At 73.8% G+C, this 12650-nt stretch carries 12 protein-coding genes; 6 read left to right on the top strand and 6 right to left on the bottom strand.

The annotated features are described in order from the left end of the window. Window positions 1–206: 206 nt before the first annotated feature. Both GL259_RS08990 and GL259_RS08985 read left to right on the top strand, forming a co-directional pair. Window positions 207–1547 carry a transcriptional regulator gene (locus GL259_RS08990; protein ID WP_159530886.1) on the top strand — a complete coding sequence of 447 codons (1341 nt, stop codon included), beginning with the start codon at window positions 207–209 and terminating at the stop codon, window positions 1545–1547. 163 nt (window positions 1548–1710) lie between these two features. Continuing rightward, window positions 1711–2238, top strand: coding sequence for an NUDIX hydrolase (locus GL259_RS08985; RefSeq protein ID WP_159530884.1), 528 nt, complete (start codon window positions 1711–1713; stop codon window positions 2236–2238). 58 nt (window positions 2239–2296) lie between these two features. On the opposite strand, the gene GL259_RS08980 is transcribed toward GL259_RS08985, so the two are convergent. The 3 genes from GL259_RS08980 to GL259_RS08970 all read right to left on the bottom strand — a co-directional run bounded on the left by GL259_RS08980 (window position 2297) and on the right by GL259_RS08970 (window position 4624). Further along, window positions 2297–3157 carry a 3-hydroxybutyryl-CoA dehydrogenase gene (locus tag GL259_RS08980; protein WP_159530882.1) on the bottom strand — a complete coding sequence of 287 codons (861 nt, stop codon included), beginning with the start codon at window positions 3155–3157 and terminating at the stop codon, window positions 2297–2299. A gap of 253 nt (window positions 3158–3410) precedes the next feature. Continuing rightward, window positions 3411–3617 (bottom strand): DUF1918 domain-containing protein, encoded by a 207-nt coding sequence (locus GL259_RS08975; RefSeq protein WP_159530880.1) that lies wholly within the window; start codon window positions 3615–3617, stop codon window positions 3411–3413. Between the two features lie 89 nt (window positions 3618–3706). Next, window positions 3707–4624 carry a DMT family transporter gene (locus GL259_RS08970; RefSeq protein ID WP_159530878.1) on the bottom strand — a complete coding sequence of 306 codons (918 nt, stop codon included), beginning with the start codon at window positions 4622–4624 and terminating at the stop codon, window positions 3707–3709. Between GL259_RS08970 and GL259_RS08965 the strand changes: the two genes are divergently transcribed. From GL259_RS08965 to GL259_RS08955, 3 genes are all read left to right on the top strand, one after another. Beyond that, window positions 4623–6089: a PLP-dependent aminotransferase family protein gene (locus GL259_RS08965; protein ID WP_159530876.1), complete on the top strand. Its 1467-nt coding sequence runs from the start codon at window positions 4623–4625 to the stop codon at window positions 6087–6089. The two genes, GL259_RS08970 and GL259_RS08965, sit on opposite strands and share 2 nt — an antisense overlap. 40 nt (window positions 6090–6129) lie before the next feature. Continuing rightward, a complete protein-coding gene (locus tag GL259_RS08960; protein WP_159530874.1) occupies window positions 6130–6567 on the top strand; it encodes a GNAT family N-acetyltransferase in 438 nt (145 codons plus the stop codon). 133 nt (window positions 6568–6700) lie between these two features. After that, complete coding sequence (locus GL259_RS08955; protein ID WP_159530872.1) at window positions 6701–7294, top strand: histidine phosphatase family protein; 594 nt, start codon at window positions 6701–6703, stop codon at window positions 7292–7294. Here the strand turns inward: GL259_RS08955 and GL259_RS08950 are convergent. Beyond that, window positions 7276–7716: a DUF6314 family protein gene (locus tag GL259_RS08950; protein WP_159530870.1), complete on the bottom strand. Its 441-nt coding sequence runs from the start codon at window positions 7714–7716 to the stop codon at window positions 7276–7278. The genes GL259_RS08955 and GL259_RS08950 overlap by 19 nt on opposite strands. A 148-nt stretch (window positions 7717–7864) precedes the next feature. Here GL259_RS08950 and GL259_RS08945 point away from each other — a divergent pair, with 148 nt between their 5' ends. Next, window positions 7865–10354: an alpha-L-arabinofuranosidase C-terminal domain-containing protein gene (locus tag GL259_RS08945; RefSeq protein WP_159530868.1), complete on the top strand. Its 2490-nt coding sequence runs from the start codon at window positions 7865–7867 to the stop codon at window positions 10352–10354. Between the two features lie 152 nt (window positions 10355–10506). Here the strand turns inward: GL259_RS08945 and GL259_RS08940 are convergent, their stop codons facing one another. Beyond that, window positions 10507–11445: a sigma-70 family RNA polymerase sigma factor gene (locus tag GL259_RS08940; protein ID WP_159530866.1), complete on the bottom strand. Its 939-nt coding sequence runs from the start codon at window positions 11443–11445 to the stop codon at window positions 10507–10509. 10 nt (window positions 11446–11455) lie between these two features. After that, window positions 11456–12649 carry an FAD-dependent oxidoreductase gene (locus tag GL259_RS08935; protein ID WP_159530864.1) on the bottom strand — a complete coding sequence of 398 codons (1194 nt, stop codon included), beginning with the start codon at window positions 12647–12649 and terminating at the stop codon, window positions 11456–11458. Between the last annotated feature and the right edge of the window lies 1 nt (window position 12650).

Below are 12650 nucleotides of genomic sequence, written 5' to 3'. Positions count from 1 at the left end.
CAGCCGGGCGGACGGCGCGGAGACGGGCCGCCGCACTGTACGAGGGGGAGCCGGCGGCCCGGCCGGCCTCTTTCGAGGCAATTCAGTCAACCGGCCGGGAACTCTCCGCGACAGCGCGCGCACCCTATGGATTCGAGCACTCCGTTCACACCCCGTGTGAACGGCCGGCCACTACTCTGACGGCACCGATTCACCGGGGGGCCCGAATGCAACCCAACACCCTCCTCGACGCGATCCTGGACGAGGCCGGGATCTCGCACGCGGGTCTGGCCGCGCACGTCAACCAGGCCGGACGGGCGCGCGGCCTGTCGCTCAGGTACGAGCACACGGCCGTCGCCCGGTGGCTGAAGGGACAGCGGCCCCGGGGGCAGGTGCCCGACCTGATCTGCGAGGTGCTCGCCGCCCGGCTGCACCGCCCGGTCACCCTCGACGACATCGGGCTCGGCGTGCCCGGCGAACCGCCCGCCGCGCACACCGGCTCGCTCTGCGGATTCGTCGAACGGGCCACCGCCCTGTGGCGCTCCGACCAGCAGCGGCGCCCGCACGTCCTCGACGCGCCCGCGGTCACCGGGACGCCCGCCGTGATGCCCGTGTGGGAGTGGGAGAACCCGCCCGAGGACGTGGACGTCTCCCGCGGCGGCCGGCACCGGGTCACCCCGGGCGACCTCGACATGCTGCGCGCCGCCCGCACCCACTACGAGCAGATGTACCGCAAGGCCGGCGGCATCGCGACGCGCGCCCGGATCGTGGGCTTCCTCAACGCCGAGGCCGCCCCGCTGCTGCGCGGCAGGTACACCGACGCCACCGGCCGGCAACTGCACCGGGCCACCGGCGGGCTGGTGGCGATCGCCGGCATCTGCGCGTACGACTCCGACGCGCACGGTCTCGCCCAGCGCTACTTCCACCAGGCGCTGAGGCTCGCGAAGGCCAGCGGCGACCGGGGGCTCGGCGCGTACGTGATAGCGCTGCTGGTCAACCAGTCGCTGTACATGCGGGAGCACCGGCAGGCCGTCGCGTTCGCGGAGGCGGCGCTGCGCGCGGCCGGCAGGCACATCACCCCGGCGCTCGCCTCCGACCTGTACGCGATGCAGGCCAAGGCCTACGCGCACCTCGGCGACGCCACGAGCGCGCTGTCCTGCATCCGGCGGGCCGAGCAGGCGGCCGAGCGCATCCGGCGCGGACACGAACCCGACGAGACCGGCTACGTCCAGCCCGGCCTGGTCAACGTCCAGGTGGCGGAGGCGCTGCTGAGCCTCGGTGAGCTGGCGGCGGCCGGCGAGCACGCCGCGGCGGCCGTGGACACCCCCGCGCACGACCGGGGCCGGGTGCACCGGCTGGCCATGCTGAGCACCATCGAACTGCGCCAGGGCAACGCCGACAGCGCGGTGGCCATCGCGGTGCGGATGGCCGAACAGGCCCGCGGCATGGAGTCGCGGCGGCTGCGCGACAGACTGAGAGCGGTGCGCGAGCACCTCGTGCGCAGCGGCTGCGCCGGCACGGCTGAGGCGGCCGAACTCATCGACGGGGCGCTGCGCGTACCCCTGTAGGACGGGCGCAGGACGGGCGCGGTCCGGGGACACCGCGCCCGGCACGCGCCTCCACCGCGCCCGGCGCGCGCCTTCGCTGCACCGCGGGCGGCCTCCCGTGCGCCTGCTGCCGGACCCTTCCTGCTGCGATATTCCCCCTTACCCGTCGGAAGGTGGCAGAACTGTGCAGTGGACGAAGCGGAACGAACAGACCGTGTACGCGAATCGCTGGTTCAGCGTCAATCTCGCGGATGTCGAACTGCCGGACGGCCGGCATCTCGACCACTTCCTCCTACGGCTGCGGCCCGTCGCCGCGGCCACGGTGGTGAACGAGGCCAACGAGGTCCTCCTGCTCTGGCGCCACCGCTTCATCACCGACAGCTGGGGGTGGGAACTCGCGGCCGGCGTGGTCGAGGACGGCGAGGACATCGCCGGGGCGGCCGCCAGGGAACTGGAGGAGGAGACCGGCTGGCGGCCGGGCCCCCTGCGCCACCTCGTGAGCGTGGAGCCGTCCAACGGCCTCACCGACGCCCGGCACCACGTCTACTGGGCCGACGAGGGCGAGTACGTCGGCCACCCCGTGGACGACTTCGAGTCGGACCGCCGGGAGTGGGTGCCCCTCAAGCTGGTCCCCGACCTGGTCGCCCGCGGCGAGGTCCCGGCCGCCGGCATGGCGGCCGCGTTACTCCTGCTGCACCACCTCAGGATCTGACGCCGCGGGCCCGGCACCCCGACGGGGTGCCGGGCCCGCGGGGCGCCTCTCCTCGTGATCAGCCGTAGGTGTAGAACCCCGAGCCGGTCTTGCGGCCCAGGCGCCCCGCGTCGACCATGCGCTGCAGCAGCGGGGGAGCGGCGTACAGCGGCTCCTTGTACTCCTCGTACATCGAGTACGCCACCGAGGCCACCGTGTCCAGGCCGATCAGGTCGGACAGCTTCAGCGGGCCCATCGGGTGGGCGCAGCCCATCTCCATGCCGTTGTCGATGTCCTCCCGGCTGGCGATGCCCGACTCGAACATCCGGATCGCGGAGAGCAGGTACGGGATCAGCAGCGCGTTGACCACGAAACCGGAGCGGTCCTGGGCGCGGATCGCGTGCTTGCCCAGCACCTTCTCGGCGAACACCTGGGCACGGCTCAGCGTGCCCTCGGAGGTGGTGAGCGCCGGGATCAGCTCCACCAGCTGCTGCACCGGCGCCGGGTTGAAGAAGTGGACGCCGATCACGTGGTCGGGCCGCGAGGTGGCGACCGCCAGCTTCACCAGCGGGATGGAGGAGGTGTTGGAGGCCAGGATCGCGTCCGGCCGGCTCACCACCTGGTCCAGCACCTGGAAGATCTCCGTCTTGACCTGCTCGTTCTCGACGACGGCCTCGATCACCAGATCACGGTCGGCGAACTCGCCGAGGTCCGTGGTGAAGCTCAGCCGCGTCTGCGTGGCCTCGAGCTCCTCCGTGGTGATCTTGCCGCGCTCGGCCGCCTTGGACAGGGAGGTGAACAGCCGGGTACGGCCGATCTCCAGGGCTTCGCCGGTGGTCTCGGCGACCTTGACGTCCAGTCCGGCCCGGGCGCACACCTCGGCGATCCCCGCGCCCATCTGACCGCAGCCCACCACTCCGACGCGTTCGATGTCGGTCACATCGTCCCTTTCGCTACTGCTTACGGCTGTGGCAGGTCCGCCGGGTCCCGGTGCCTGCTCCGTCCGTGCACGTTACTCCGAAGTATCGATGATCGATCGCAGGGGTGGGAGATCCCCGCGGAACGGGCCGTGACCGGGCGGCCCGGTGGGGTGCCGAGGGGGTGCGAAGGGAGGGCGCGGCGCAAGGCGTCCGCGGCGAGGGCGCGGGTGGCCGCCGACCGTCACCGGCGGCCGGCGAAACCCCCGCGCTGATCTACCGCCGGGTCGTCGGGGTCGTCGTCCGGTGCCGGATCTCGGTGTCGGGGCCGGGCGAGCACACGCCCTCGTGGCCGTCCTCGAAACGGACGCGGTAGGGCGGGTTGCCCTCCTGCCCCATCACTTCGACGATCTCGCCGACCTTGTCGTGCTGGCCGACCACCCTGCCGTGCTGGACAAGCTGGTCACCCACGGTTGCGTGCATCGGGGCCTCCTCACAGGTGCGGGAGCAGCGGTCCGTGGCGTCGAGTCTACGGCGGAGCGCGCCGCCCGGCAGCGGGCCGTGGACGCTCCTCATCCGCGCGCCCGTTGCGTGACGGCGATGCACACGAGCACGGCCGCGGCCGTCAGCGGGGCGGCCACCGTCAGGTGCTCGTTCAGCAGCAGCACCGACCACACCAGTGTGAGCAGCGGCTGGGCCAGCTGCAACTGGCTGGCCTTGGGGATGCCGATCGCCGCCATGCCCCGGTACCACACGATCAGCCCGAGGAACTGCGAACCCGCGGCCACCCACAGCAGTCCGGTCACGCTGTGCGCGGTCAGCCGCACCGGCTCGAGCGTCAGCGCGATCGCGGCGGCGGGCACGGTGAGCGGCAGGCACAGCACCAGGGCCCAGCCGATCACCTGCCAGCCCGGCATCACCCGGGCCAGCCGGCCGCCCTCGGTGTATCCGGCCGCGCACACCAGCAGCGCCGCGAAGAGGTACAGGTCGGCCGTGGTCAGCGCGCCGCCGCTCTGCTGGACGGTGAACGCCACGACGGCGGCGGCCCCGGCGAGGGCCGCCGCCCAGAAGGTGCGCGAGGGGCGGGCGCCGACGCGCAGGGCGGACAGCAGCGCCGTGGTGAGCGGGAGGAGGCCCACCACGACGGCCGCGTGCGCGGTGGTCGAGGTCTGCAGCGCCAGCGTGGTCAGCATCGGGAAGCCGAGGACCACCCCGGCGCCGACCACCGCGAGCCCGGGCCGGTGGCGCCGGGCCGGCGGCGGGACGCGCAGGGCGAGCAGACAGCCGCCCGCGATCACCGCCGCGAGCACGCTGCGCACGGCCACCAGCGACCAGGGGCCGAAGCCCTCCAGGCCCCAGGCGGTGGCCGGGAAGGTGAGGGAGAAGGCGACGACGCCGAGGGCGGCCTGGAGGGTGCCGAGACCGGCGCGGTCCCGGTGTGCGGTGACCGCTATCGGGGACGGGGCAGTAGCGCTACTCTGTGCTCTCATGCATGAGCGTAGCAGTGTCGGTGAACTGGCGGATCAGTTGCGGCGGGAGCTCGACCGCTACTCTCCCGGTGGAAAGCTCCCGTCCAGCCGGGCCCTGGTGGAGCGGTTCCGGGTGAGCCCCGTGACGGTCTCCCGGGCGCTGGCCCGGCTCGCCGCCGAGGGGCTGGTCGTCACCCGGCCCGGCGCCGGCACCTTCCGCGCGCGGCCCCGGGCCGCGGCCGCCCCCGCCGGGGACACCTCCTGGCAGGAGGTCGCCCTCAGCGCGGAGGGCGCCGCCGACCTCGTGCCGCGCTCGGTGGACGCCTCCGGGGTGCTGGTCTCGCTCGCCGCGCCGCCGCCCGGGGTGATCGAGTTCAACGGCGGCTACCTGCACCCCTCCCTGCAGCCGGAGCGGGCGATGGCGGCGGCGCTGTCCCGGGCCGGGCGCAGGCCGGGCGCCTGGGGCAGACCGCCCGTGGAAGGGCTGCCGGAGCTGCGCGAGTGGTTCGCGCGCAGCGTCGGAGGCCCGGTCACGGCGGCGGGGGTGCTGGTCACGTCGGGCGGGCAGTCCGCGCTGACCACCGCCCTGCGCGCGCTCGCGCCGCCCGGCGCGCCGGTCCTGGTCGAGTCGCCCACCTACCCGGGCATGCTGGCCATCGCCCGCGCGGCCGGACTGCGCCCGGTGCCCGTCCCGGTGGACGCGGACGGCGTGCGGCCCGAGCTGCTCGCGGACGCGTTCCGGGCGACCGGCGCCCGGGTCTTCGTCTGCCAGCCGCTGTTCCAGAACCCCACGGGCGCCGTGCTCGCGCCCGCCCGGCGCGGCGAGGTGCTGGACATCGCCCGCCGGGCGGGCGCCTTCGTGGTCGAGGACGACTTCGTCCGGCGGCTGGTGCACGAGGACGCGGGACCGCTGCCGCGCCCGCTCGCCGCCGACGACCCCGACGGGGTCGTGGTGCACGTCTGCTCGCTGACCAAGGCGACCTCGCCCAGCTTCCGGGTGAGCGCCCTCGCCGCGCACGGCCCGGTGCTGGAGCGACTGCGGGCCATCCAGGTCGTCGACACCTTCTTCGTGCCCCGTCCCCTCCAGGAGGCCACGCTGGAGCTCGTCGGCTCGCCCGCCTGGCCGCGCCACCTGCGCGCGATCTCGGCCGGGCTGCGGGCCCGCCGGGACGCCATGACCGCCGCGCTCCGCCTCCACCTGCCCGAACTCGCCCTGCCGCACATCCCGTCCGGCGGCTACCATCTGTGGCTGCGGCTGCCCGACGGCACGGAAGGCGGCTCCCGGGCCTTCGGCCCCGCAGGGGAGTCCGCCCTGACGGCCGCCGCCCTGCGCGCCGGCGTCGCCCTCGCGCCCGGCCGCCCCTACTTCAGCGCCGAGCCCCCGGCCGGACACCTCCGGCTGAGCTTCGCGGCGGTGGCGGGCACCGGAGAGATCACCGAGGGCGTGCGGCGCCTGCGCGCCGCCTGCGACGAGGTGCTGGGATAAGCGCTCGACGCCGTCCCGCCCGGCCTGCGAGCATCCCGTCATGACCGACATCCCGCGCCTCCCCGAGGACTACGAGATCTCCACCGACCCCGGCCGGATCGACGCCGAGCGCGTGCACCGGTGGCTGTCCACCGACGCGTACTGGGCCCTCGGACGCCCCCGGGACAAGCAGGACGCGGCGATCGCGGGCTCGCTCAACTTCGGCGTCTACGCGTCGGTGTCGGGGGAGCAGGTGGCCTACGCCCGGGTGGTCACCGACCGGGCCACCTTCGCCTGGCTGTGCGACGTGTACGTCGACCCCTCGGTGCGGGGGAAGGGGGTCGGCACGGCCCTGGTGGCGGCCGTACGGGAGGAGCTGCGGCCGTACGGACTGAAGCGCGTCATGCTCGCCACGCACGACGCGCACGGTGTCTACGAGAAGCTCGGGTTCCGGGCCCTGGAGCGGCCCGACCGCTGGATGGTGCTCGCCTCGGGGTGACCGCTGCCGCCGGTGCGCGTCACGGGCGACTTGTCCGGCAGGTCCCGACCTGGGGGCGGGGTGCGGCGCGCCTCGGGCAATGTTCATGGTGGTACCTCTTGACCTGCGCACTTCGGCGACTCACGATCCCCGCATGGCACTTCGGGTCACGTTCGTCGCCGCCGCGGGGAGCTCCTCGGTGCTCGCCGAACGCTTCGAGGACGACCGGCCGCTGGACCGGGCGGGCTGGGGCGAGGTGCAACGGGCCGCCCACGAGCTGCTGCCGCTCGCCGCGGCCGATCTGCGCTACTGCTCGCCGACCCCGCGCAGCCGTGCCACCGGGGACGGCCTCGGCTACGCCCCGCTGGCGCAGCTCGCCCTGCGCGACTGCGACATGGGCCGCTGGCGCGGGCTGACCCTGGGCGAGGCGATGGCCCGGGAGCCGGAGGCGGTGGACGCCTGGCTCGCCGATCCGCGGGTCACGCCGCACGGCGGGGAGTCGCTGCTGGACTTCATCGGGCGCGTCGGCGGCTGGCTCGACACCCGGCCCCTGGAGGACGGCTCCGGGGCGGTGGCCGTGGCCGAGCCGTCCGTGATCCGCGCGGCCCTGGTGTACGCGCTGAAGGCGCCGCCGGCGACGTACTGGAACATCGACGTCCGCTCGCTGTCGACGATCAGCGTGGCCGGCCGGCCGGGCCGCTGGAACCTCCGCCTCGACGGGGTGTGCGCTCAGCCCACGCGCGCGTAGCCGGTGGTCAGCTCCAGGTCCTTGGCCGGCCCGCGCACCCGCCAGACCGTCCGCCAGTGGTCCTCGTCGCGGACGGTGAACTCGCCCCGGTAGAGGTCCGCCGCGCACGGGTGGCCGACGACGTGCCGGCCCGTCGTGAGGTCCAGGTCGTGGAACGGGCGGCCGTCCGCGAACCGCACGTGCGCCGTGCCGCCCGGTCCCGGAAGGAAGCGCAGGGTCCGCTCGGCGGGCCGGGCGACGCCCCGCCAGGTGAAGGTGCCGGACTCCCGGTGCAGCAGGCCGCCGCCCTCCAGCGGGCCGAAAACGGTCGTCCCCTCGAAACGCCCCCGGTCGCCGACGGCCAGGTCCCGTACGGTCCGCTCCACTCGCCAGTGGCCGCTCAGGTAGGCCAGCACGTCGGGCACCGGCCGGAACTCGCCCATCCCACCTCGTCCTCGAGTGATCTCCGTCGTCGCACGCCCCATTGACGTGCTCCTGCCTCCTCTCTATCTTGCCGTTCGAAGTGCTGACCAATGGTCGAGATATCGAACAGCTCCAGAGTCCCCCTCCCGAGAGAGCCGCGGAGTACCCATGTCACGCACCGCACGAAGCCGCGCCCGCCTCAGACTCGGCCTCGCCGCCACCGCCCTCCTGACGGCCGCCGCCCTGGTCCCGGCCCCCGCGCACGCCGAGGACGTCACCGACTACACGATCACCGTCGACCCGGACGCCCGGGGTGCGGCGATCGACGACACGATGTACGGCGTCTTCTTCGAGGACATCAACCGGGCCGCCGACGGCGGCCTGTACGCCGAGCTCGTGCAGAACCGCTCCTTCGAGTACTCCACTGCCGACAACGGCTCCTACACCCCCCTGACCTCCTGGACGGTCACCGGCACGGCCGAGGTGGTGGACGACTCCGGCCGCCTCAACGAGCGCAACCGCAACTACCTCTCCCTGGGCGCCGGTTCCTCCGTCACGAACGCCGGCTACAACACCGGCGTCCGCGTGGAGGAGGGCAAGCGGTACGACTTCTCCGTATGGGCCCGCGCCGCGAGCGGCACCACCCTCACCGTCGGCCTGAAGGACGCCGCGGGGCAGCTCGCGACCGCCCGCCGGGTGGCCGTCGAGGGCGGCTGGGCCAAGTACGACGCCACCTTCACCGCGTCCCGCACCAGCAACCGCGGCCGCCTGACCGTCGCCTCCTCCGGCGCCGCGGCCCTCGACATGGTGTCGCTGTTCCCGCGCGACACCTACAAGAACCAGCCGGGCGGCCTGCGCAAGGACCTCGCCGAGAAGATCGCCGCCCTGAAGCCGGGTTTCGTGCGCTTCCCCGGCGGGTGCCTGGTCAACACCGGCTCCATGGAGGACTACAGCGAGGCCAGCGGCTGGCAGCGCAAGCGCTCCTACCAGTGGAAGGACACCGTCGGCCCGGTCGAGGAGCGCGCCACCAACGCGAACTTCTGGGGCTACAACCAGAGTTACGGCCTCGGCTACTACGAGTACTTCCGCTTCGCCGAGGACATCGGCGCCATGCCGCTGCCCGTCGTCCCGGCCCTGGTGACCGGCTGCGGCCAGAACAGGGCCACCGACGACGAGGCGCTGCTGAAGCGGCACGTCCAGGACACCCTCGACCTCATCGAGTTCGCCAACGGCCCGGCGACCTCCACGTGGGGCAGGGTGCGCGCCGAGATGGGCCACCCGAAGCCCTTCGGCCTCACCCACATCGGCGTCGGCAACGAGGAGAACCTGCCCAGGGAGTTCTTCGCCCGCTTCCAGCGGTTCCGGGCCGCCGTCGAGGCGAAGTACCCGGACATCACCGTGATCTCCAACTCCGGCCCGGACGACTCCGGCACGACCTTCGAGACCGCCTGGCAGCTCAACCGCGAGGGCCGGGTCGACATGGTCGACGAGCACTACTACAACAGCCCGCAGTGGTTCCTGCAGAACAACGACCGCTACGACACGTACGACAGGCAGGGCCCCGAGGTCTTCCTCGGCGAGTACGCCTCCCAGGGCAACGCCTGGAAGAACGGCCTGGCCGAAGCCGCGTTCATGACCGGCCTGGAGCGCAACGCGGACATCGTCAAGCTGGCCTCGTACGCGCCGCTGCTCGCCGACGAGGACCACGTCCAGTGGTCGCCGGACATGATCTGGTTCAACAACCACGCCTCCTGGGGCTCGGCCAACTACGAGGTCCAGAAGCTGTTCATGAACAACGTCGGAGACCGCGTGGTCCCGTCGGAGTCGACCACCACGCCGGACGTCAGCGGCCCCATCACCGGCGCCGTCGGCCTCTCGACCTGGGCGACCAGCGCCGCCTACGACGACGTGAGGGTGACCGCCGCCGACGGCACGACGCTGCTGAGCGACGACTTCTCCGGTGACGCGTCGCGGTGGACCCACAGCGGCGGCGGCAGCTGGAGCGTCCAGGACGGCCGGTACGTCCAGACCGACGAGGCCGCCGAGAACACCCTGGTCACGGCCGGCGACCCGGCCTGGCGCGACTACGACCTGCACGTGAGGGCCACCAAGAAGTCCGGCAAGGAGGGCTTCCTCGTCGCCTTCGGCGTCAAGGACACCGGCAACCACTACTGGTGGAACCTGGGCGGCTGGAACAACACCCTGTCCGCCGTCGAGCGGGCCGTGGACGGCGGCAAGTCGACGCTGGTCTCCAGGGCCGGGTCGATCGAGACGGGCCGCGCCTACGACATCGACATCAAGGTGCGGGGCCGCCAGGTCACCCTCTACCTCGACGGCCAGGAGTGGGGGAGTTTCACCGACGACAAGCCGGCCGAGCCGTTCCGCCAGGTGGTCACCGAGGACGCCCGGACCGGTGAGCTGATCGTCAAGGTGGTCAACGCCCAGCCGGCCGAGGCCCGCACGGCGATCGACCTCGGCGGTGCGAAGGTCGGCTCCCGGGCCCGCGTGACCACGCTGGCCGCCGACGCGGACGCGGTGAACACCGAGACGGACACCCCGGTCACCCCGGTGACGTCCACCCTCCGGGGAGTCGCGGACGAGTTCACGTACACGTTCCCGGCGAACTCGGTGACGTTCCTGAGGATCGGGCAGAGGTAGCGCGTCCGGCCCGCGCCACGGGGTCCCCGGCCGCGCGGCCGGGGCCGGCCGGGAGACCGACGTGCTCCGGCCCCCGCACCGCCGTGCGGTGCGGGGGCCGCAGGGGTGCCGCCCCCGGTCCGGCCCGGGTCACCGGATCCCGGCGGCGCCGGTCACCACGTGCCGATGACCGGCGCGTCGGCCTCGTGCCGCCGCCAGAGCTCGTCGAGGCGCGCGAGCCGGTGCGCGGCGGCGATGCCGCACAGGGACGCGACCCTGCCGTCGCGCACTTCGAACGCCACGGCGCCCACGACCCGGTCGTCGACCACGGCGAGGACGGCCGGGGAGCCGTTGACCAGCGCGACGTGGAGCACGGGCGTGCCGCCGGCCAGCCGCCGCTTCGCCGGCGTGGGCCGGAAACCGGCCCGCACGTAGGAGGCGACCCGCTCGCGCGTCCCGTACCGCAGCAGCCGCCTGGCCAGTCCGGCGCCGTCGGAGACCGCGGTCACGTCGTCGGTGAGCAGCGCCACCAGCCGTTCGACGCGCCCCGACACGGCGGCGGCGAGGAACTCCTCGACCACCCGGCGCGCGGACGCGGGGTCCACCTCGGCGCCGCCGCGGCGCGCCGCGGCGATCCGGCGCCGGGCCCGGTGGACGTGCTGCTGGCTCGCGGACTCGGTGATGCCGAGGATCCCGGCGATCTCGGCGTGGGGGTACGAGAAGGCCTCGCGCAGGACGTAAGCGGCCCGCTCGACCGGTGAGAGGCGCTCCATGAGGGTCAGCACGGCCAGGGACACCGATTCGCGCTGCTCGAAGGTGTCGGCGGGGCCCAGCATGGGGTCGCCCTCGAGGAGCGGCTCGGGCAGCCAGTCGCCGACGGCCCGCTCGTGGCGCGCCTGCGCCGAGCGGAGCCGGTCGAGGCAGAGACGGGTGACGACCCTGGTCAGCCACGCCTCCGGCACCGCGATCCGCTCGCGGTCCGCGGCCTGCCAGCGCAGGAAGGTGTCCTGCACGGCGTCCTCGGCGTCGGCGGCCGAGCCGAGCAGACGGTACGCGAGCGAGGCCAGCCGGCCCCGGCCGGCCTCGAACCGATCGACGGCTGCACTGTCCATGCCGAGGAGCCTATGCGGCGACCCTCACACCGGCCGGGCCGGACGAGGCGGCCAGGCGGCGCCGGCGCTTCGGCATGCCGAAGGTCGGGTGGGCGATGCCCAGCGCGGCTCCCTTCAGCACGCCCGACTTGAGCCGCGCGGCGGTCCGGCCGCCCAGGTACCAGGACTTGGACCGGACGTCCCCGTCCACCATCTGGAAGATCGCGTCCCGCCGCCCGAGGCTGATGTGGTTGCCGTAGTACTTCAACCCGACAGCCGGGACCTCGCTCCCCGTCAGGCGCGCGATGATCGCGGCCGTCGCCTGCATGTTGGTGAAGCCGGCCGAGGCGCAGGACATCGGCAGCGGCCGGCCGTTGTCACCGATGGCGTAGGCGCAGTCACCGGCGGCGTAGACGTCCGGATGCGAGACCGAACGCATGGTGCGGTCGACGACGATCTGGCCGGTTGCGGCGACCTCCAGGCCGCCGGCGGCCGCGATGGGGTGCACGGCGAACCCGGCCGACCACACCGTCACGTCGGCCGGGAGGGACGTACCGCCGGCGGTGATCGCCCGTGTCGGCTCGACGGCTTCGATGCCGGTGTGCTCGTGGACGGTGATGCCGAGCCGGCCGAAGGCCCGGTGCAGGTGACGGCGGGCCTTCGGGGAGAGCCAGGCGCCCGGCTCGCCGCGGGCGGCGAGTGCGACCGAGAGGTCGGGCCGGGACTCGGCGATCTCGGTGGCGGTCTCGATGCCGGTCAGCCCCTCGCCGACGACCAGTACGGTGCCGCCCTCGCCCAGGCCGGCCAGGCGCTCGCGCAGTCGCAGCGCCGAGGACCGGCCGGTCACGTCGAAGGCGTGCTCCGCCACGCCGGGGACGCCGTGGTGGGCGACGGAGCTGCCGAGCGCGTGGAGCAGGGTGTCGTAGGCGAGTTCGCCGTCCTCGCCGTCCTCGCCGGTCACGGCGACGGTCCTGCGCTCGGGGTCGACGGCGGTGACGCGCGCCAGGCGCAGCCGCACCCCGGTGCCCGCGAACACGTCGGCCAGCTTGCGGAACGTGATGTCCTGGCCGGCCGCGAGCTGGTGGAGCCGCATCCGCTCGACGAAGTCCGGCTCGGCGTTGACGACGGTGATCTCGGTGTCGGCGGGGGAGAGCCGGCGGGCGAGGTTGCCGGCGGCGAAGGCCCCGGCGTACCCGGCGCCGAGGACGACGATGCGGTGCTTCATG

Origin of the sequence: Streptomyces sp. Tu 3180, from assembly GCF_009852415.1 — a bacterium.
Taxonomy (GTDB): domain Bacteria; phylum Actinomycetota; class Actinomycetes; order Streptomycetales; family Streptomycetaceae; genus Streptomyces.
This window is presented reverse-complemented; position numbering and strand designations above follow the sequence as displayed.

Coding starts and splice junctions, on each gene's coding strand:
- GL259_RS08990 (WP_159530886.1), top strand. CDS start 207: ATGCAACCCAACACCCTCCTCGACGCGATCCTGGACGAGGCCGGGATC.
- GL259_RS08975 (WP_159530880.1), bottom strand. CDS start 3,617: ATGCACGCAACCGTGGGTGACCAGCTTGTCCAGCACGGCAGGGTGGTC.
- GL259_RS08965 (WP_159530876.1), top strand. CDS start 4,623: ATGCATGAGCGTAGCAGTGTCGGTGAACTGGCGGATCAGTTGCGGCGG.
- GL259_RS08970 (WP_159530878.1), bottom strand. CDS start 4,624: ATGAGAGCACAGAGTAGCGCTACTGCCCCGTCCCCGATAGCGGTCACC.
- GL259_RS08960 (WP_159530874.1), top strand. CDS start 6,130: ATGACCGACATCCCGCGCCTCCCCGAGGACTACGAGATCTCCACCGAC.
- GL259_RS08955 (WP_159530872.1), top strand. CDS start 6,701: ATGGCACTTCGGGTCACGTTCGTCGCCGCCGCGGGGAGCTCCTCGGTG.
- GL259_RS08950 (WP_159530870.1), bottom strand. CDS start 7,716: ATGGGCGAGTTCCGGCCGGTGCCCGACGTGCTGGCCTACCTGAGCGGC.
- GL259_RS08945 (WP_159530868.1), top strand. CDS start 7,865: ATGTCACGCACCGCACGAAGCCGCGCCCGCCTCAGACTCGGCCTCGCC.
- GL259_RS08940 (WP_159530866.1), bottom strand. CDS start 11,445: ATGGACAGTGCAGCCGTCGATCGGTTCGAGGCCGGCCGGGGCCGGCTG.
- GL259_RS08935 (WP_159530864.1), bottom strand. CDS start 12,649: ATGAAGCACCGCATCGTCGTCCTCGGCGCCGGGTACGCCGGGGCCTTC.